Raw genomic sequence first — 17730 nt, forward strand, 5'->3', positions numbered from 1 at the left:
GGGGAAATACGCATGCTGCACAAGAAGAAGGGATTATGGGGAAGAGGGCTCACGGCGACGGTGCTGGCCTTGACGTTGACAATCGCCGGTTGCGGCGGCAACGAGCCGGAAGGCGATGGCGGCGCTGGTGGCGAGAAGGAGCTTAAGAAGGTGAAGGTCGTTCTCGATTGGACGCCGAACACGAATCATACGGGATTATATGTCGCTCGGGACAACGGTTTCTTCGAGAAGCACGGCCTGGACGTCGAGATTATTCAACCGGGACAAGACGGCGCCGATGCGATGGTCGCTTCCGGCGATGCCGCGTTCGGCGTCAGCTACCAGGAGTCGGTCACGATGGCCCGCATCGCTGGCGTGCCGATCGTCTCCATCGCCGCGGTCATTCAGCATAACACCTCGGGTTTCGCCTCGCCGAAGGCGAAAGGCATCGATTCGCCCAAAAAATTCGAAGGACAGCGTTATGGCGGCTGGGGAGCTCCGGTAGAAGAATCCGTCATCGACGCCCTTATGCAGGCGGACGGAGGCGATGTCAGCAAGGTCGACATTATGAGCATCGGCGACAGCGACTTCTTTGCGGCCGTGGAGCGGGATATCGATTTCGCTTGGATCTACTATGCCTGGACTGGCGTCGAGGCGGAGCTGCGCGGCGAAGAGCTGAACATGGTTTATCTGACGGACTACAGCGACAAGCTGGACTATTATACGCCGGTCTTGGTGACGAACGAGGAGCAGATCCAGTCGGATCCCGAGACGGTGAAGGCGTTCGCGGCGGGAGCGGCCGAAGGTTATCAATTCACGATCGACAATCCGGAGGATGCGGCTGAAGTGCTGATCAAGGCGGAGCCGGATCTGAACGCGGATCTTGTGCGCGCCAGCCAGAAGTGGCTCAGCCCGAAGTATCGGGACGACGCGCCGCGCTGGGGCGAGCAGAAGCTGAGCATATGGGAGAATTACGCAAACTGGATGTTCGATCATGGACTGCTCGAGGGCAAGCTGGAAGCGGAGAAGGCGTTCACGAACGAGTTCCTGCCGAAATAACGGGAGTAGTGGTAGTCAGGCATATAAGGACGGATCGGCCAATGGAGCGGATGCTCCGGTCGGATTGAAGCTAACTTCGGAGAGGGGAACAAACAGATGGCAAACGCGCTGGTAAGCATTCAGATATTGCCGAGCACGCCGGGAGGGGCAAGCGTCCTTCCTTTCGTGGATCGCGCTATCGATATCATTAAGGAGTCGGGCGTACCTTATCGGGTGGCTCCGCTGGAGACGACGATGGAGGGGGAGCTGTCCGAGCTGCTGAACATCGTGCAGCGAATGAACGAAGCGATGACGGAGATGGGCTGCGCTTCGGTCATTTCCCAGATTAAAATCTATTACAATCCGGATAATGGTGCCTCCATGGGCCGACTGCTGGAGAAATACCCGGATGGCCAGTAGGAAAAAGTCCGGAACGGGAGCGTGGGCCAAGCTATGGCCGCCCGCGCTTGCGCTGGGCTCTCTGATCGCGCTATGGCAGGCATCCGCCTCGCTGGGAATCGTGGATGCCTGGCGCATCCCGGCTCCGTCGGCGGTTGTGCTGGAGGCGATCGAGATCTGGCCGCGCCTCATGGCGCATACGTGGGCGACGCTCAAGCTAATGATGCTGGGCTTTACGGGCGGTTCGGCGGCGGGCTTTGCGCTCGCCGCTTTGCTGCATCTGCTGCCGGGAGTGCGCAGAGGCGTCTACCCGCTGCTCATCCTGTCTCAGAACGTGCCCGTCGTCATTTTGGGACCCATCCTGACGATGTTGTTCGGCTATGGCACGCTGCCCAAGACGCTGCTCGTCATGCTCGTCTGCTTCTTTCCCGTATCGGTCGCCATGCTGTCGGGTCTTGCCAGCGCGGATGCCGGACTGCGTCATTATATGCGCATGATCGGAGCGGGCAAGGCGGAGCTGTTCTGGAAGCTGGAGCTTCCCAGCGCCGCCGTTCATCTGTTCTCCGGCCTCAAGATTGCCGCGACGTACAGCATGTTAGGGGCGGTCATCGCCGACATGCTGGCCCCGAAGCTTGGCCTCGGAGGTTTTATGGTTCTGTCCTCTCGCGGCTTTATGCCGGAGCGGGCGTTCGCCGCCGTTATTCTGATCATTATCGTAAGCATGGTCATGTTCGGACTCGTAACGTGGGCGGAACGAATAGTCATTCGCTGGCGTCCGCCGGTCAGGGAAGGGGGAGAGCGGTATGAAGCTTGACGTAAATGGCGTTGGCATAAGCTTCGGGACGAAGGAAGTGCTGCGCGACCTGACCTTGCGAGTGGAGGACGGGGAGTTCGTCTCGCTGATCGGCCCATCAGGCAGCGGCAAAACAACGCTGTTCGGCGTTATCGGCGGGCTTCGGCAACCGGATGCGGGCGAGATCCGCATCGGGGGCCGCAACACGACCGGCGAGCGCGGCCATGTTGCTTATATGCCGCAGCAAGCCGCCCTGCTTCCGTGGCGATCCGTCTCCGGCAATATCGAGATGGCGCTTAAGATCGCCGGCATCGACAAAGGGACGGCGAAGGCCATGACGAAGGAATGGCTCTCTCGCGTGGGGCTAGCGGAGTATGCGAGAGCTTACCCGCATGTGCTGTCCGGCGGAATGCAGCAGCGCGTCTCGTTTTTACGCGCGCTTTTGTCGCCGCGTACGCTGATGCTGCTCGACGAACCCTTCGGAGCGCTTGATGCTTTGACGCGGCTTCACATGCAGAAGTGGCTCCTGTCGATCTGGGAGACGCATCGCAAGTCGGTACTGCTCGTCACGCACAGCATCGAAGAGGCGCTTTACCTTTCCGACCGGATTATCGTTTTGTCAGCATCGCCTGCATCCGCGGTAGACGAGATTGTCGTGCCGTTTGAGCGGCCGCGCCGGGAGGCTCTGTGGACCGACCCCAGATTTAATGAATTGAAGGCCCGCATCTACGGACATCTGCAGGGCGACGGAAAGGCGGTGGATGATCATGATGATCATGTCTGATAGCTTTCCCGTTGTGGACGCTCACCTTCATGTCGACCTTTATCCCCCCGAAAAGCAGGAGGAGCTGCTGGCGGAAGCGTTTAGCCAAGGCGTGGAGACGGTCGTCGCCGTATCGATGGATCTGGCTTCCTCGATCCGAACGCGCGAGTTGGCGCTCCGCCATCGCGGGCGTGTCCATCCCGCTTATGGCTTCCATCCGGAGCAGGAGGCGCCTTCCGAGCTGGAGAGAGAGGAACTGCTGACCTGGATAAGGGAGCGGCATGCGGCGGGCGAGGCATTTGCGATTGGCGAAGTCGGCTTGCCGTATTACAAGCGGACGGAAGCCGAGGAGGCGAGTGAGCCTTTTGACGAGACGCCGTATTTGTTGCTGCTTGAGAGTTTCGTCGCCCTCGCCGCGGAGCTGGATCGTCCGATCGTGCTTCATGCCGTCTACGAGGACGCCGACAAAGCCTGTTCGCTGCTTGAGCAATACGGCGTGCGGAAGGCACATTTTCACTGGTTCAAGGGCAGCCCGGATACGATGAGACGGATGGCGGAGGCGGGGTATTACATTTCCGTTACGCCGGACATTGCTTACGAGGACGAAATCATCGAGGTCGTTCGTCGTTATCCCGTGGAGCTTATGATGGCGGAGACCGACGGACCATGGCCTTTCGAAGGCCCCTTTAGCGGGAGAGCAACCGTGCCCGAGATGGCTCGGGAGTCCGTGCTCGGCATTGCAAGGGTTAAAGGGATCGCGTCCGAAGAGGCTGCGCGCGGACTGTTTTTACAAAGCAAGAAATTTTATAACTTGTAAGTAGCTTTATGTGCGTGTTCAAAAAGTCTGGTTTTCAGCACCGAGAAGATTGGATGAAGGTAGAAACTGAGGAGCGGAGCGTAGTGGAAGCTACGTGAGCACCTGCAATGTTTCCGGAGGAAACATACTTCGTAAGCATTCGCTTAGTTTCGCCTGAATTCAATATTCGATGTCGAGCAAGCTTCTTGGTATACTTCGTGATGGGAAGCGGACTTTTTGAACAACCTCTTATGATGACGGCTCTTCGTCCAACAGGACGGGGAGCCGTTTCCATTTGCCAAGCCGGCGCATACACAGTTAGAGAGAGCGTAGCAGCCAAAGGAGGTAAAGCAATGGCAAAAATGACAAGAGAGCAGTTTTTTGCGGCAATTGCGCCTACGGTTCAGCTCGTATGGTCGGAAGGGTCCAGGATGTTTCCATCGGTTCGAATGGCGCAGAGTTTGCTGGAATCCGGCGGGGAGATCCATGCCTGGAACAATCTGGGCGGAATCAAGGTCGGTGGCAGTCCTATCAATCCTTATTGGCAGGGACAGGCGGTCGTCAAAGGCACTTGGGAGTATATCGATGGCAAGACGGTAAGCATGCAGGCTGCGTTCCGGGCTTACAAAAGCCTCTATCATTTTTACAAGGATCTGGATTTGTTCCTGGAAGCTCCGCGGTACGAAAGAGTGCGCTCCGCGAACACGCCGGAACGTCAGGCTTCCATGCTTTTGGCTAGCGGTTATGCGACTGACCCGGCTTACGCGACGAAGCTGATGCGAATCATTGAGCAATACGGTCTGAGAAGATATGATGTGCCGGCTGCGCCACAGACCATGGTACGAGGATTCGAAGACGCGTCGATCATTCCCGTCACTTGGCAGGGCGGAGTCATCGGCACGGGCTATTTAACAAAAGGGGTAACATGGGTGCCGGCGCGAAAAATCGCAGAAGCTTTAGGAGCAATAGTGGGCTGGACGGGCACGGCGGTGACCATCAACGGCGTGGAGCTGACTTCGAGACTGTCGATGTCGGTTGGTTACGTCAAAGCCAGGGAGCTTGCCATGCTGCTTGGCGTGCCGATCGAATGGGATCCCAGAGCGAGAGTCGTCTTGCTGGGATAACAATCGCCCTCCCCCTTAACGGCGTTCCGGCATATGCTATAGGACGTCGGACGAGAGAGAGGAGGATATCCTGTTGTATACGTATATCGTAGACCACATCCCAAGATCGACGCCGAACAATAGACGTCCCGGCTTGCCGCTGAACGCAACTACGATCACGATCCACAATACGGCCAACTCTTCCAGCACCGCAAGGAACGAAAGAAACTGGCTGACGAATCCGTCTAATTCGGCAACAGCCTCTTATCATATTGTGATCGACCAGAAGGAAGCGATCGAATGTATTCCGCTCACCGAGGTCGCCTGGCATGCGGGGGATGGCAACTCTGCAACCAGCGGCAATCGGACATCGATCTCCATCGAAATAACCGAAAGCGGCAATTATAGCGCTACGTTAGCCAATGCCGCCGCTTTAACCGCTTCCATGCTCAAAGAACGAGGCTGGGGGACGGACCGCTTGCGCCGCCACTACGACTGGAGCGGCAAAAATTGTCCGAGAAAGATGAATCAAGACGGGGGCTGGGGCGGCTGGGACAGCTTTGTTGCCCAGGTCAATACCTTATTGCAGGAGGAGGAAGAGGAGATGCTGGATCCGAAGGATGCCAATAACATCATCCGGTTTCTGAGCGCCGCCTATATGGCGACAACTGATCCTCAAGCGAGAGCGGAGTTTAACCGCCTTGCCAACGAGCTGCGCCGCGTCAGCGGCCAGAATCCGGAGCCGGGTTGACGCGAACAGTCAAGCAAATAGCAGCAATAGTAATGTGGCGGCAGGCCTGGGGCTTGCCGCTTCTTTAATCGCTGGTTTTAAATCATTCGTTTCTGCGTAATAATTGTCATGCGGTGATACTACTGTACTGCCCTTCATCCAAAATATGCTAATATGGATACATAGAATACAGGGAGCTGGTGACTATGGAATCAAACAAAATAGAAGTCGTAAAGATGACCAGCAAGTATTGCGACTTCGAGCATGAGTGTATTGTCATTGACGGCATTCCTCTCGATATCTATTTACTTCGCCTATATCCCGAAAACAACTTTGAAGGTTTAGTTCCAACAATCGTGGACTGGGTATCGCACGAGAAAGATTCGGCCTTTGTTTTAAGCAGACATCGCTCCTCAAAAGCATTCGTACGTCTGCCGCTTCTAATGTGTCCTGACGATTGCGATGTCTGGTGTACGTTGCTGATCGCAGACGTGGAAATGGATGGGACGACAGTCTATTGGCACAGAATCGGAATCGACCAAACGACGGCTGAGGAGTTAACGGCAGATTACGAGCTTATTGGTAATCGGGTGGAATGGCTGAACAAGGTAGCCGCAATGAGTTTTTCGCAAAAGAAGTACGACGCGGAGATGCAGAAGTTGTGGTGTCAGTAGAACGTATAGATAGAATAAAGGGAATACGAAAGCAGTATTGTCGTCAAACAAACCAAAGGAGGCGGGGAAGTTGGAAGTGACATGTCCATGGTGCGGAAACGAGGTTCGGCTTAGCGGTGATATTTGTCCGGAATGCAAGCATGAAGTGTTGCCCGAACATTTGGAGGAAAAAGAGAGCGGTATGTTTGGCGAAGGGGAACCACAAAAGGCGGATGAGTATGAGGATGATATAAACGAAATCCACGCCATCGAAAACAACTTTGTTTGCGCCAAATGCGGACACAATGAATGTAAAGCTGCCGAAGTGGCTATGACGGGAGCGGGTCTAAGCAAGCTGTTGGATATTCAGCATCACCATTATCTGTTCGTGTCATGTCTGCGCTGCGCTTCAGTCGAGATTTATGATCCCAGCGTGCTGAGGGGCCGTCAGGCTGGAGCATTCGGAACTTTTCTGGATGTGTTGTAATTCCTTTCGGTCGCGTTCGGAGTGATCATTGTGCCGTAATATGATACACTAAGGATCGACAAGATGGATGGAAACGGAGAGAGAGAATTGGCGGCGCAAGAAACAATAATCCGAATTACGGACCAACTTCGACAAGTCGACGGCGTAAAGGCGATCGTGCTTGGCGGATCAAGGGCAAGAGGCACAGGACACGCGCTGTCCGACATCGATATTGGCATCTATTATGAAGGCGGCGAAGGGCTCGATATTACCGGGATTCGGCGAGTTGCATCTATTCTAGACGACGAGCGGCGGGAAGATATCATTACGGAGATCGGCGAATGGGGGCCGTGGATTAACGGCGGAGGTTGGCTTAAGATTGATGGCCAGCCTGTCGATTTCCTCTATCGCGACATTGGCCAAGTATCGACTGTCTTGGAGCAATGCATCGCCGGAGATATAATGATCGAATACCAACCGGGCCATCCGCATGGTTTCGTTAATGCCGTTTATGCGGCGGAAGCGGCATTGTGCAATATTTTATGGGATCCGTATGGAGCCATCGGGGCAATGAAGGCGAAGACGGTTCCATATCCAAGCAAGATGCGGGAAGGGATCGTTCGGCGGTTTTGGTGGGAAGCGGGCTTCTCGTACGAGGGGGCCGGGAAAGGGATTTACAAAAAGGATTTATCATACGTGGCTGGACAACTTTATCGGACGATATCCTGCTTAAATCAAGTGTTGTTTGCCATTAACGAAACGTATTGGATGAACGAAAAAGGAGCGGCAGCCATCGTCGATTCCTTCCCACTCGCACCACATGCCTATGCGGAACGAGTAAATGAAGTTATTAGTCTGATTACGGAAAAACCGGCCGACTTGGACAAAGCGATGGCGACAGCGGGAGATTTGATCCGCGAAACGGATGGTTGGATTCGTCGGGCTGGAGGTGCTTCATGACTTTCGGAGCTCGTATGTTGAAAACGGGAATTGCGGTCACGCTGGCGCTGTACGTCAGTATGTGGCTCGAATTTACTCCGCATGTTATCGCGGCGGTCGCGGCTATTTTCGCGCTGCAGCCGACGATCTATCGATCTTGGCGATATTTCCTTCAGCAGGTTCAGGCGAACACGCTCGGCGCCATCATCGCGTTGCTCGCAGGCACCTATTTTTCGAACGAGCCCATAGCGATTGGCGTTGTCTGCATACTTGTGATCATGATTTGCATGAAATTAAAAATGTCGGAGTCCATCGGCTTGACGCTCGTAACGGTCGTCAGCGTGATGGAAGCATCCGGCGACTGGGAGTTCGCGCTCAATCGCTTCCTGCTCAGCCTGATCGGCATCGTAGCGGCTTTCCTGGTTAATATTATTTTCGTGCCGCCGGATCCAAGAGAACAATTTACGAAGCAGATCCATCGGGTATTCAACCAGCTCTCTTTGCTGCTCCGAACTGCTATATCCGACGAGATTAAGGAGAAAGTATTTCGGGAACAGAAACAGGAGCTGGCGGACGGACTGCAAGCGCTGACGGACAAGTACAAGCTGCTGGAAGAGGAGCTCAAAAAGCTGAAGCGGGTAAAGTATCGACAGACGCGGCAGGTAGTCGTCTATAAGCAATTGCTGCACAATTTGCAGAAGGGCTATGAGGTGCTCGAAACCGTACAGGAACACTATTTTCAATCAGAGCGAACCAAGGAGATCAATCGGAGATATGACCGGCATTTGGAGAGCTTGATCAAGTTTAACGAATACGTTCTTCTTAAGTTCGAGGAAAAAGTCAAGCCGGAAAGCTGGAAGGCCGAATCCATCGAAGAAGAGAACAATGCGTTTATGAAGGAGGCGACCTCAGACAGCGACGACAGCAGAGAAAGCGCACACCGCCTGTTCATTGTAGCCGCATCGATCTACGAATACGGTCATCAGACGATTCGATCCGATCGTCTCGTGGAGCGCAAGGGACACGATGACGAAGAGTCGTCCGCTTTGTTGGAATAAAATTCGACTGAACAACCCGAAATAAGACGGACAAGGAGGCAGCTGTAAATTTCAGTTGCCTTTTTCTTTTTTAAATCTAGAATGCCAAGAGAGGAAGTGAGTGACATACGTAAGCTGAAATTTTCGAGACGTTTATGGTTTATTGGGCCGATTGCAGCAATAGTGGCTCTATTTCTTATGGCATCGATGGTTTATATCTACGAAAAACCTGGTGGGTTGGCCGATTGGAGATATTCGCGAGCCACGGGCTTGAAGGAAACAATAAGGATCCCCGTAGGGAGGACACCGGAGGAAGCCGTACAGAAGTTTCGTGATTCTAACAAAACAGTTGTTCACAAGGAATTTTTGAACGGAGGCGCGCTGTTATTTCTCGAAGGTTTCAAAGAAAAGGGAAGAACAAGTCTACAGCTTGAATTCGTACGTGAAACATGGATAGGCGCCTGGAAATGGGAGATGGGCGGAGGTTATGGAATTTCCGTTCATCTTGATACGCATCTCTTAAATTATATGAGCATGCCCAGCAATAAAGGTATAAAAGGCCCTTTCCCAATTGTATTCGGAGAAATTGTCAACCCAAGTGTATCAGAAGTGAAGGTAATTATAGAAGGTGAAGGGGGCGGCGAGAAAGCAGCCAAGATTGTTGACTACGGAAGGGAACAGCGATTGTGGTATGCGGTGCTTCCGAAAGCAGCCTCCACACCTTATACAATTGAAGCGTTGGATGAAAAGGGCGAGATCATTGCCAGTCAGACGGTTGAAGATCAAAGTGATTCCGACAGCATTCCAAGCATAATGGCTGCCGTTAAATAAAGCACCCACAAGGAGAAGAGAGGCTACCCCTCGATAGGGGCAGCCTCTCTCAATTTTCGAATGCGATATGCGTTCGTCGCGGATTCACGCAGCTCCTCGAGGATGGTGTAATTGGCCCAAGCACCGGCTACCGCGCCAATACCCGGAACCATCTGCAGCATTTTCCGGAAGTCGATAGCATCGCGGTATTCCTTCTGGAACGTTTCCCAGTCCATGTTTTTGGAGTAATCGGCATCCGAATGCCATTGCAGCTTCTCCACGTCCCAACGTTTGATGGAGTCCAACAGTCTAGCGCGTTGTTCTGGCCCGGAGAACGTCAACTGGAAAACCTTTAGAACGAAGACGCGTTCCGAAAAATGTTTAGTATCATAGCCGTATACATGTGCTAGTTCGAACAAGTATTTCATCTTGATCGCGATTAGCGCGGGGAAATCCACAACGTTTAGAAAAATGCCGCCAGCTCCCGTGCCGGCGCCTTCGGCTACCGCGATTTTTTGGTATAACGAAAACAATTGTTGGGCGTCTTGATCGGCAAGTTCCAGATCGGATGACCGTTGTACGGGCCTTTGAGGTGTATATTCAGCGCCGAACAGCGCCGTGCGCACAATCGACCTAATGGTTGTTGTAATAATATTGTGAACTTTAGGAGGAATCAGGTTGTTGATTCGAGTTCCGATCGTTTTTGAGGTTTTTTCCAGCCAGCCTGGAGGTTTAAATAGCCGGCGCTCCCACTCGATAATTTCGTTGATCACTTTCTGTTCGTAATTCATGAACGATCGCTCCTTCAAAAGACATAACTCCATTGTAACGGAAATCGGCATAATTAGGAACGGACTGCAGCAGGTGGCGGAACCGGACGAAAGTCGTGGATGGTTGAGGCTTATAATGTTATTGACAAATCAACTACTACGTGTTACTTTATAGCAGTAGTAAGTAACACTTCATACCAGTGATACAGAATAGCAAGGAGTGATTGGTCTGGAAAATCTAACGGAAATGCTTAAAGGGGTGCTTGAGGGCTGTGTCCTTGAAATTATAAGCCGCAAAGAAACCTACGGTTATGAAATCACGCGGCGGCTGAACGCCCTCGGCTTCACGGATGTTGTGGAGGGAACGGTTTACACCATCCTGATCCGGCTTGAAAAAAACAAGCTGGTGGAGATCACCAAGAAACCTTCCGATATGGGACCGCCGCGAAAGTTTTTCGCGATCAACGATGCTGGGCGCGAGGAACTGCAGAGGATCTGGGAGAAATGGGAGTTCGTTTCATCAAAGATTAATGAGTTGAAGGAGGGGAAACAATGAATTTTTGGGAAAAAATCACCGGCAGCGACATGACGAAAGAATTGAAAAAATTTGAATCGCGCGCCAAAAAGCTGCCAGCAGATTATCAGGCAGCATGGGCTGAAATTAATGCCAATCTTTGGCGATACTCCGATTTCACCGGTCGCAACCTCATGCCAATCCTTGACGGTGTGCTTGGCCTGCTCGAAGAAACGGCGGCGGACGGACAGAGTATTCAAGAGGTTTTGGGTGATGATATCAAAGGCTTTTGTTCGGCTCTGGCCGGCGAAGAAGGGGCAAAGTCTTATCGCGACAAGTGGCGCAAGCAACTCAACAATAATATCGCTAAAAAATTAGGCAAATAGGAGGAGAACATGAGAATACAAGATATCATCCAGGGTAAAAAAGAGTGGCGAGCGCACATGGCGCGTGTCAAAGCGCTCCCGCGGGATTATCAAATTGTATATAAAGAGATTCAAAAATATCTCTTTAAGGTAGGCCCTGTCGAGCTAACGGAAGGGACGGATTTGCTCTCGGGGATAGTCGATCTTTTTAAAGAGGGCGCGGCTTTGGATAAAGGCGTGCTCGAAGTGACGGGCAGTGACGTAGCGGCTTTCTGCGACGATCTGATCAAAGATTCAAAAACTTATGCTGACATCTACCAAGAATCTGTTAATCAAGAAGTAAATAAAGCCCTAAAAAAGGTAACGGATAAAAAGTAAAAGGGGAGTCGGGATGAATAAAACAATTGAAGTGAAAGGTCTTCGAAAGTCTTTTAAGGACAAAGCAGTCCTGGAGGGTGTCGATTTTGACGTAAAGCAAGGTGAGATTTTCGCCTTGCTTGGTTCCAACGGCGCGGGCAAGACGACGATTGTCAAAATTCTCACCACGCTGCTCAAACCGGATGGAGGCACCGCCGCCATCAACGGATTTGACGTCGCGTCAAAACCGGAAAATGTGCGGAATGCGATCAGTCTGACCGGACAATTTGCCGCCGTGGACGAAATGTTGACCGGGAGGGAAAATCTGATCATGATCGCCAAGCTGCGACACTTAGAAAATCCGCGTCATGTCTCGGATGAATTATTGAATCGCTTTGACTTGATCGACGCCGCCGACCGCAAGGTATCCACCTATTCGGGCGGAATGTGCCGAAGGCTCGATATTGCCATGAGCCTGATCGGAAAACCTCAGCTCATTTTCCTCGACGAGCCGACCACAGGCCTGGACCCGGAGGCGCGCATTGAGGCTTGGAAGGTTATTAAGGAGCTGTCGGGCGGCGGTACAACGGTATTTTTGACCACTCAGTATCTCGATGAGGCCGAACAGCTTGCCGATAGAATTGCTATTTTGCATAAAGGCAGGATTATTGCATGCGGCACGCTTGAGGAGCTGAAAAAGCTGTTCCCGCCCGCAAAGACGGAGTACGTGGAAAAACAACCTACATTAGAAGAGATATTTCTCGCTATCATTGGTAAAAAGGAGGGGCATTAACATGAATGAGCATTTTTTCAGCGACATGAGCGTAATGTTTGGACGCTCTATGCGCCATATTTTGCGAAGCTTGGACACCATCTTCACGGTTTGCATCACTCCGATTGCAATGATGCTGCTGTTCGTCTATGTGTTTGGCGGTGCAATACAGAGCGGTACCGAAAACTATGTCAACTACCTGTTGCCCGGTATACTGCTAATTGCGATTGCGAGCGGTATATCCTATACGGCGTACCGCCTGTTTTTAGATAAGCAACGTGGCATAATCGAGCGGTTCCACTCCATGCCGATTTCGCGTTCCGCCGTGTTGTGGGGGCATGTGCTGACCTCGGTGGTATCCAACGCCATATCCGTTTTCGTCATCATACTCGTAGCGTTTATGATGGGATTTCGCTCGTCGGCGGGGATATTGTCTTGGCTTGCCGTAGCGGGCATACTCTTGCTCTTTACTCTGGCTTTGACATGGGTCGCGGCGATTGCAGGACTGTCCGCAACTTCGGTGGAAGGCGCAAGCGTGTTTTCCTATCCGCTTATCTTCCTGCCGTTTATCAGTTCGGCCTTTGTGCCGACCGAAACAATGCCGTCAGTCGTGCGCGCCTTTGCCGAAAACCAGCCGGTGACCTCTATCGTAGAAACCATCCGAGCTCTATTGTCTAGTCAACCGACAGGCAACGATATCTGGGTCGCTCTTGCGTGGTGCTTCGGGATATTCATCGTCGCGTATCTACTTGCGGTTCGCGCATACAAGCGGAAATCTTGAGCTGCTCTCCAAAAAAAACACAAATATACCCTGCGAATCTTTGACGCAGCCGGACTCGCAGGGGACAACATATAAAATTCTGCCGCCGTTTTGCCTTTGCCATTAGAAAAAGATCTTGATATTACACAAACGGACAGGTTACCGCAACAAACTGATTATTATGTGCGTCTATTGTTATGGAATTTCCTACTAATCCACATTCACAGAACACAAGAGATAATTGGAAGGTCTAAGGAAAATGGTGATGATAGAACAATATGGACACTAAAAAAAATATTGAAAAAATCAGACTATTAAAAGAGAAAGTGTCTGATTGGCATAAATTGAGTGATGGAGAGCTGTTTCTTGCTCTAAAAGAGTTTGAGAAAACGCCCAGGTTAGAGGTTTCCATTTATTATCAAGATTTATTTAATGATCCGAAGTTTTCTCAAACCCTTCTTGATATCTATAATAAGAATAAGGATGTTACTAAACTTGTAGTTCTACTTGTTTCAGCAATTGGGAATATGATTCAGAGATATGATCTTCCGGAAACGAAGGGAATTTACGAATTCATGCTGGAAAATTCAAATAAGAGCAACATAGGACCTTATGTCGCGTTATTTTTGCCTAGATTTAAACATTTCGAAAGTTATGATGAAAAATGGGAATATTTTATGAATATTAAAAAAATGTCACCCAAAAAATAGCCGATAGTTCTTTTGAAACGATAATGGATTTGTACTTAGAAAAAATTCCGGAAACATATAAAAATGAGGTCATCGAATATTTTAATAAAAAAGTAGAAGAGTCTAACAATGAATACGGTAAACAATATTATCGGGATATCATTATTAAAATCATGAGTTAATAGGGTTTGCTATATGCTCGGAAAATCGCTTGTTTCTGGAATCCCGAATGATGATGCAGTATCAGGCACCATGTGCAGGTAGAGAGCGGCTTGCGTGTCATCATGGACCAGCGAAACATTTGGGAGTTTTGATGGTGGTGCATATGTCTTCTGCCGGTTTAAAGTAGCTTGGACCGATTACTGGAAGGAGTAGGACAGATGAATATTACCCACGATTTTATTGATGAACAGTTCCGGACGTTCCTATTGGAAACGTATTGCGGCGGCCGGGATTCGATTCAAACAAGTGATGTGGAAGGGATTGTCGAACTGCAAATCTCGCACAAAGACATCGCAAGCCTGAACGGACTGGAGCATTTTACGTCGCTGGAGGTCCTGAATTGCGCATACAATAAGTTGACTGAGCTGGATATTAGCCGCAACACGCGTTTGGTGGACTTGGAATGCAACGGCAATGAGTTGTATGCGCTCAATACTAGCCACAATTCCGCGCTAAAGCGGCTGCACTGCAATTCTAATGCGATTTTGGCGCTAGAACTGTCGGCGAATGCAGCGCTGGAATCGTTGGATTGCGGATTCAACCGGATCCGCAATCTCGACGTGAGCCACAACCCTATGCTGACGGAGTTGATTTGTTACTGGAACATCTTGTCCAAGCTTGAATTGGAGCGCAATCCGCTGCTGCGCCATCTGCAGTGCGGCTATAACGCCTTGTTTACCTTGGAGTTGGACCATCACTCGATGCTGGAGAAGCTGGACTGCGGCAGCAACCATTTGATCCAACTGCGGGTGACGAACTGTGAAAATTTACTGGAACTGCGGTGCAACGGTAATCATTTGACCGAATTGGACATCAGCGGAAATCTGAGGCTGAAAAGCTTGCGCTGTTTTCAAAACCATCTGTCGAAGCTGGAACTGAACCACCCTGAGCTGGTCGAAGTGTATTGCTCGGATAACAAGATTGCGGTACTGGACACAAGCGAGGCTCCAAAGCTCGAACGGCTGGATTACGCCAACAACCTGATTCAGGAACCGGACCATACCGTAAAAGGATTCGGGACATTTACCTATGATGTGTCGATGTCAGACTACAGGTTGACACTGCCGTTTCACGGAACCGACATTCACGTTACAGTAGCAGTGCGCACAAAGGCGGAAATGAAACGGCTGTCACCGGTCATAAAGAAAACGTGGGACAACATGGCGACGATGCATGATCAAGCATTGACACTCATTGCAAATACTCATCCCGATGAGGATGTCAGCTCTCTAGCGTTGTCTGAGCTGGTGTTCGAGGAACTTGGTACCATTCGATTTGGTTACGATGCAGGGGAAACGCCGGCAGGACAGCTGTTCATCTACGCTGTCTTTCAGAAAACATTTCAACTCGACGACACACTTGTGTATGAAACATATTGATGGGTGATACAAATGAGTCCGTTAACTAACGGGTACTATAGTTCAATAAACAACCAGAACGAGGCTGCCGGCATGGATCGGCAGCCTCGTTGTGCGAAAGGGCAGGTTAATGGAATAAATAAGATGGATTTTTTCGGTAGAAAACAAAAGGAAAAGTGTGAATTATTATTATTCCAATCAAAGGAGAACTCCATATGTCATCAAAGCTTATGAGAGTAGGTACTATATATTTACCGGTAACAAATCCTAAATTGTCCGCGGAGTGGTTTTGTACTCATTTAGGGGCTGAATTGAGTTATATGGATGAAGGGAATAACCATGTAATTCTTAATCTGGCTCAACAAAGTTTTATTTTGATACAAAGTGAGAAAGGTACTCTTGCTAATTTTAATACAATAAATGACGGCCTCATGTTTCTGTTTACATTTGAAGTTAACGGGATTGATGCGTTAATACAACTACACGAAGATTTACAAGACAAGGGAGTAACGGTTGGAGCGATTGAAGACAGAGGGCACACTGGAAGGAACTTTATTATTACAGACCTGGATGGAAATAAATATGATGTTTGGAGCGAGTTGTCTGTAGACTTTAAAGAAAAATACAATATTACTTGACTCAAGTGACGGATACCGGGAGTTTAATGAAGACACCGCAGACAGGGGGGGAACTAATATTATACACGCAGTTAGAGTCGGAACGTTTTAAATTGGCGACAAAAGCATGGAATGATTTTCTTGTATTTTTAAACAAGAACGATTGAGTTAAAGGGAACTTTAGTTCAATGAAACAGCTGCAGCAGGCGTGCTGACGGAAATAGGCGAAATGCCCGTATTCGTTTCAATATCGATTTCCGAAGGTTTCGGAGGGAATACGGGGAGAGACTTCATCCGCCAGGAAGAAGCATGGATTGTAGCCGATACAGAAGGCTCGCGTGTTCTAAAGCTCAATGATGAGCTGGAAATCGTAGACGAGGTGGCCGTTTCGACCCCATATAAGCTAACTGCGAGCAATGGAGGCTTGTATGTAGACTCACTAGGCAGAACTCTGCGAGTGAATGAAGATTGGACCGAAGTGAGCGAAACGCCATCTTCATTTTCGTCTACGACTAATGTGGAGAAAGCGAGTTTAAGGTTGCGGTTAGGCGACTATCAGGAGGACAGTGAGACTGGACTGACATGGTACTATGTCGATGGCCGTATATTCCAACACCACATTGTTAAGCTGGGTTTGGAAGGTAGCTCTGTCCAACGTTTTTATGTCGACAAATTTTTTGACATCATGAGGCTGCAAGAAGGCACAACCGAACAACCAACATTCGTGTTGACTAGCTACAAATATCAGTAACACAATGGAAACGACAAAACGATTTTTATTGGTTTTCTAATCATCCTCCACTGCTCTGCCTTGCTATCCTGATACGCTAAACTTAAAGGCAAGGGTTCACCTCAGGGCAGATGGTCTTAGACCATATATAGAAATGGAACCGACAGACCACCGCTGGCGGTTGAACAAAGAGATGGAAATACTATCAAACGTGTTCAACAAATAGCTGAAATGCTATGTGTAAATAACATGAGCGATGATTTATACCTAACGGGAAACTTTAGCACCATAACATGACGGCAACGGCATGCGATCGGTAGACGTTGTTCGTTGAAGTAACGGAGTTTAGTTGAACAAGATGAGTGAAGGTTTTATGTCGCATTTGATCCATATTGTGCAGCAATTGATATCAAGAAAGCCAGTTATATATTAGTTTTCCTATCCAGATAGCAAATAAAATCCAAACTGTGATGAATAGAGTACCGACAAACCAATTTTTTGGCTTACCGTTCTTTTTCATTTCTTGGGCCCTAACCCTACTATCTTCTATGATTTGAGAGGGGACTAGCTTTAGTGCTAAAGCGATGCCAAGCGGAACAAGAATAAGGTCATCAAGGTACCCCAAAACGGGTATAAAATCAGGGATTAAATCTATTGGGCTGAAAGCATAGGCTACCACACAGATTGCTACTATCTTGGCAAACAAAGGAGTTCGCGGATCTTTGTAAGATAGGTAAAGTACAAAGAGATTATTTTTTAATTTCCGTGCAAAGCTTCTAAGTTTCTTTAAGGTATCCATTGTTAACCTCCATTTTTCAATATTATAAATTAGAAAAATACAGAGGTAAACAAACGAAATATTGCGCAGTACGATCCATATTGCGACAGAGAGGAATAAAAAAACCGCCACATAAGGCGGTCAAATGAACTATAGAATCATGGATCCATTGAATTTGGAGTATTCATCACCGCATTATATAACCACCAAATTAAAAGTAAGAGGATACAACAAGATATTATTATTAAAATAACGGTGACTTTACTTTTTAATTGGTTCTTCATTTATTACC

At 49.6% G+C, this 17730-nt stretch carries 24 protein-coding genes; 22 read left to right on the top strand and 2 right to left on the bottom strand.

Features of this window, described 5'->3' with window-relative positions:
- Window positions 1–12 precede the first annotated feature (12 nt).
- The 12 genes from KJW29_RS06870 to KJW29_RS06925 all read left to right on the top strand — a co-directional run bounded on the left by KJW29_RS06870 (window position 13) and on the right by KJW29_RS06925 (window position 9527).
- Window positions 13–1038 carry an ABC transporter substrate-binding protein gene (locus KJW29_RS06870; RefSeq protein ID WP_214629214.1) on the top strand — a complete coding sequence of 342 codons (1026 nt, stop codon included), beginning with the start codon at window positions 13–15 and terminating at the stop codon, window positions 1036–1038.
- 96 nt (window positions 1039–1134) lie between these two features.
- Window positions 1135–1437, top strand: coding sequence for a thiamine-binding protein (locus KJW29_RS06875; protein ID WP_214629215.1), 303 nt, complete (start codon window positions 1135–1137; stop codon window positions 1435–1437).
- Window positions 1427–2230 carry an ABC transporter permease gene (locus tag KJW29_RS06880; RefSeq protein ID WP_214629216.1) on the top strand — a complete coding sequence of 268 codons (804 nt, stop codon included), beginning with the start codon at window positions 1427–1429 and terminating at the stop codon, window positions 2228–2230. Before KJW29_RS06875 ends, KJW29_RS06880 begins: the two co-directional genes overlap by 11 nt.
- Window positions 2220–2993: an ABC transporter ATP-binding protein gene (locus KJW29_RS06885; protein ID WP_214629217.1), complete on the top strand. Its 774-nt coding sequence runs from the start codon at window positions 2220–2222 to the stop codon at window positions 2991–2993. The genes KJW29_RS06880 and KJW29_RS06885 overlap by 11 nt, the downstream gene beginning before the upstream one ends.
- Window positions 2977–3789, top strand: coding sequence for a TatD family hydrolase (locus KJW29_RS06890; protein WP_343222755.1), 813 nt, complete (start codon window positions 2977–2979; stop codon window positions 3787–3789). The genes KJW29_RS06885 and KJW29_RS06890 overlap by 17 nt, the downstream gene beginning before the upstream one ends.
- Before the next feature lie 332 nt (window positions 3790–4121).
- Window positions 4122–4892 (top strand): glucosaminidase domain-containing protein, encoded by a 771-nt coding sequence (locus KJW29_RS06895; RefSeq protein WP_214629218.1) that lies wholly within the window; start codon window positions 4122–4124, stop codon window positions 4890–4892.
- A 73-nt stretch (window positions 4893–4965) separates the two neighbouring features.
- Window positions 4966–5622 carry a peptidoglycan recognition protein family protein gene (locus tag KJW29_RS06900; protein ID WP_214629219.1) on the top strand — a complete coding sequence of 219 codons (657 nt, stop codon included), beginning with the start codon at window positions 4966–4968 and terminating at the stop codon, window positions 5620–5622.
- Between the two features lie 185 nt (window positions 5623–5807).
- Window positions 5808–6275 carry a hypothetical protein gene (locus KJW29_RS06905; protein WP_214629220.1) on the top strand — a complete coding sequence of 156 codons (468 nt, stop codon included), beginning with the start codon at window positions 5808–5810 and terminating at the stop codon, window positions 6273–6275.
- A 76-nt stretch (window positions 6276–6351) separates the two neighbouring features.
- Window positions 6352–6741 carry a zinc ribbon domain-containing protein gene (locus KJW29_RS06910; RefSeq protein WP_246608813.1) on the top strand — a complete coding sequence of 130 codons (390 nt, stop codon included), beginning with the start codon at window positions 6352–6354 and terminating at the stop codon, window positions 6739–6741.
- A 63-nt stretch (window positions 6742–6804) separates the two neighbouring features.
- Window positions 6805–7680, top strand: a complete 876-nt coding sequence (locus KJW29_RS06915; RefSeq protein WP_246608620.1) for a nucleotidyltransferase domain-containing protein — start codon at window positions 6805–6807, stop codon at window positions 7678–7680.
- Window positions 7677–8717, top strand: coding sequence for an FUSC family protein (locus KJW29_RS06920; protein ID WP_214629221.1), 1041 nt, complete (start codon window positions 7677–7679; stop codon window positions 8715–8717). The genes KJW29_RS06915 and KJW29_RS06920 overlap by 4 nt, the downstream gene beginning before the upstream one ends.
- 96 nt (window positions 8718–8813) lie before the next feature.
- Window positions 8814–9527: a hypothetical protein gene (locus tag KJW29_RS06925; RefSeq protein WP_214629222.1), complete on the top strand. Its 714-nt coding sequence runs from the start codon at window positions 8814–8816 to the stop codon at window positions 9525–9527.
- A gap of 23 nt (window positions 9528–9550) precedes the next feature.
- Here the strand turns inward: KJW29_RS06925 and KJW29_RS06930 are convergent, their stop codons facing one another.
- The gene (locus tag KJW29_RS06930; protein WP_214629223.1) at window positions 9551–10297 is read right to left on the bottom strand and encodes an EcsC family protein; all 747 of its coding nucleotides are present in this window, start codon (window positions 10295–10297) and stop codon (window positions 9551–9553) included.
- A 226-nt stretch (window positions 10298–10523) separates the two neighbouring features.
- On the opposite strand from KJW29_RS06930, the gene KJW29_RS06935 reads away from it, so the two are divergent.
- The 10 genes from KJW29_RS06935 (at window position 10524) to KJW29_RS06980 (ending at window position 16886) form a co-directional block, all read left to right on the top strand.
- Entirely contained in the window at window positions 10524–10832 is a 309-nt protein-coding gene (locus tag KJW29_RS06935; protein ID WP_281426337.1) for a PadR family transcriptional regulator, read from the top strand.
- The gene (locus KJW29_RS06940; protein WP_214629224.1) at window positions 10829–11176 is read left to right on the top strand and encodes a DUF1048 domain-containing protein; all 348 of its coding nucleotides are present in this window, start codon (window positions 10829–10831) and stop codon (window positions 11174–11176) included. Before KJW29_RS06935 ends, KJW29_RS06940 begins: the two co-directional genes overlap by 4 nt.
- A gap of 9 nt (window positions 11177–11185) precedes the next feature.
- On the top strand, window positions 11186–11533 hold the full coding sequence (locus KJW29_RS06945; RefSeq protein ID WP_214629225.1) for a DUF1048 domain-containing protein: 348 nt from the start codon (window positions 11186–11188) through the stop codon (window positions 11531–11533).
- A 13-nt stretch (window positions 11534–11546) separates the two neighbouring features.
- The gene (locus KJW29_RS06950; protein ID WP_214629226.1) at window positions 11547–12305 is read left to right on the top strand and encodes an ABC transporter ATP-binding protein; all 759 of its coding nucleotides are present in this window, start codon (window positions 11547–11549) and stop codon (window positions 12303–12305) included.
- Between the two features lies 1 nt (window position 12306).
- A complete protein-coding gene (locus tag KJW29_RS06955) occupies window positions 12307–13065 on the top strand; it encodes an ABC transporter permease (protein WP_214629227.1) in 759 nt (252 codons plus the stop codon).
- Window positions 13066–13322: 257 nt separating this feature from the next.
- The gene (locus KJW29_RS06960) at window positions 13323–13754 is read left to right on the top strand and encodes a hypothetical protein (RefSeq protein ID WP_246608621.1); all 432 of its coding nucleotides are present in this window, start codon (window positions 13323–13325) and stop codon (window positions 13752–13754) included.
- 359 nt (window positions 13755–14113) lie between these two features.
- Window positions 14114–15334 (top strand): leucine-rich repeat domain-containing protein, encoded by a 1221-nt coding sequence (locus KJW29_RS06965; protein WP_214629228.1) that lies wholly within the window; start codon window positions 14114–14116, stop codon window positions 15332–15334.
- Between the two features lie 194 nt (window positions 15335–15528).
- Window positions 15529–15951 (top strand): VOC family protein, encoded by a 423-nt coding sequence (locus tag KJW29_RS06970; RefSeq protein ID WP_214629229.1) that lies wholly within the window; start codon window positions 15529–15531, stop codon window positions 15949–15951.
- A gap of 187 nt (window positions 15952–16138) precedes the next feature.
- Window positions 16139–16681 (top strand): hypothetical protein, encoded by a 543-nt coding sequence (locus KJW29_RS06975; protein WP_214629230.1) that lies wholly within the window; start codon window positions 16139–16141, stop codon window positions 16679–16681.
- A 55-nt stretch (window positions 16682–16736) separates the two neighbouring features.
- Window positions 16737–16886, top strand: coding sequence for a DUF2199 domain-containing protein (locus tag KJW29_RS06980; protein ID WP_425517552.1), 150 nt, complete (start codon window positions 16737–16739; stop codon window positions 16884–16886).
- A 183-nt stretch (window positions 16887–17069) separates the two neighbouring features.
- Here KJW29_RS06980 and KJW29_RS06985 read toward each other — a convergent pair whose 3' ends face one another.
- On the bottom strand, window positions 17070–17459 hold the full coding sequence (locus KJW29_RS06985; protein WP_214629231.1) for a YkvA family protein: 390 nt from the start codon (window positions 17457–17459) through the stop codon (window positions 17070–17072).
- Window positions 17460–17730: the final 271 nt, after the last annotated feature.

This window comes from Paenibacillus agaridevorans (genome assembly GCF_018604145.1).
GTDB lineage: Bacteria > Bacillota > Bacilli > Paenibacillales > Paenibacillaceae > Pristimantibacillus > Pristimantibacillus agaridevorans.

What these genes read in the sequence shown, in the direction of transcription:
- KJW29_RS06885 (WP_214629217.1), top strand. Translation starts at nt 2,220, where the DNA reads ATGAAGCTTGACGTAAATGGCGTTGGCATAAGCTTCGGGACGAAGGAA.
- KJW29_RS06915 (WP_246608620.1), top strand. Translation starts at nt 6,805, where the DNA reads ATGGATGGAAACGGAGAGAGAGAATTGGCGGCGCAAGAAACAATAATC.
- KJW29_RS06875 (WP_214629215.1), top strand. Translation starts at nt 1,135, where the DNA reads ATGGCAAACGCGCTGGTAAGCATTCAGATATTGCCGAGCACGCCGGGA.
- KJW29_RS06960 (WP_246608621.1), top strand. Translation starts at nt 13,323, where the DNA reads ATGGACACTAAAAAAAATATTGAAAAAATCAGACTATTAAAAGAGAAA.
- KJW29_RS06870 (WP_214629214.1), top strand. Translation starts at nt 13, where the DNA reads ATGCTGCACAAGAAGAAGGGATTATGGGGAAGAGGGCTCACGGCGACG.
- KJW29_RS06890 (WP_343222755.1), top strand. Translation starts at nt 2,977, where the DNA reads ATGATGATCATGTCTGATAGCTTTCCCGTTGTGGACGCTCACCTTCAT.
- KJW29_RS06965 (WP_214629228.1), top strand. Translation starts at nt 14,114, where the DNA reads ATGAATATTACCCACGATTTTATTGATGAACAGTTCCGGACGTTCCTA.
- KJW29_RS06945 (WP_214629225.1), top strand. Translation starts at nt 11,186, where the DNA reads ATGAGAATACAAGATATCATCCAGGGTAAAAAAGAGTGGCGAGCGCAC.
- KJW29_RS06930 (WP_214629223.1), bottom strand. Translation starts at nt 10,297, where the DNA reads ATGAATTACGAACAGAAAGTGATCAACGAAATTATCGAGTGGGAGCGC.
- KJW29_RS06935 (WP_281426337.1), top strand. Translation starts at nt 10,524, where the DNA reads ATGCTTAAAGGGGTGCTTGAGGGCTGTGTCCTTGAAATTATAAGCCGC.
- KJW29_RS06920 (WP_214629221.1), top strand. Translation starts at nt 7,677, where the DNA reads ATGACTTTCGGAGCTCGTATGTTGAAAACGGGAATTGCGGTCACGCTG.
- KJW29_RS06970 (WP_214629229.1), top strand. Translation starts at nt 15,529, where the DNA reads ATGTCATCAAAGCTTATGAGAGTAGGTACTATATATTTACCGGTAACA.
- KJW29_RS06940 (WP_214629224.1), top strand. Translation starts at nt 10,829, where the DNA reads ATGAATTTTTGGGAAAAAATCACCGGCAGCGACATGACGAAAGAATTG.
- KJW29_RS06905 (WP_214629220.1), top strand. Translation starts at nt 5,808, where the DNA reads ATGGAATCAAACAAAATAGAAGTCGTAAAGATGACCAGCAAGTATTGC.
- KJW29_RS06950 (WP_214629226.1), top strand. Translation starts at nt 11,547, where the DNA reads ATGAATAAAACAATTGAAGTGAAAGGTCTTCGAAAGTCTTTTAAGGAC.
- KJW29_RS06985 (WP_214629231.1), bottom strand. Translation starts at nt 17,459, where the DNA reads ATGGATACCTTAAAGAAACTTAGAAGCTTTGCACGGAAATTAAAAAAT.
- KJW29_RS06895 (WP_214629218.1), top strand. Translation starts at nt 4,122, where the DNA reads ATGGCAAAAATGACAAGAGAGCAGTTTTTTGCGGCAATTGCGCCTACG.
- KJW29_RS06880 (WP_214629216.1), top strand. Translation starts at nt 1,427, where the DNA reads ATGGCCAGTAGGAAAAAGTCCGGAACGGGAGCGTGGGCCAAGCTATGG.
- KJW29_RS06955 (WP_214629227.1), top strand. Translation starts at nt 12,307, where the DNA reads ATGAATGAGCATTTTTTCAGCGACATGAGCGTAATGTTTGGACGCTCT.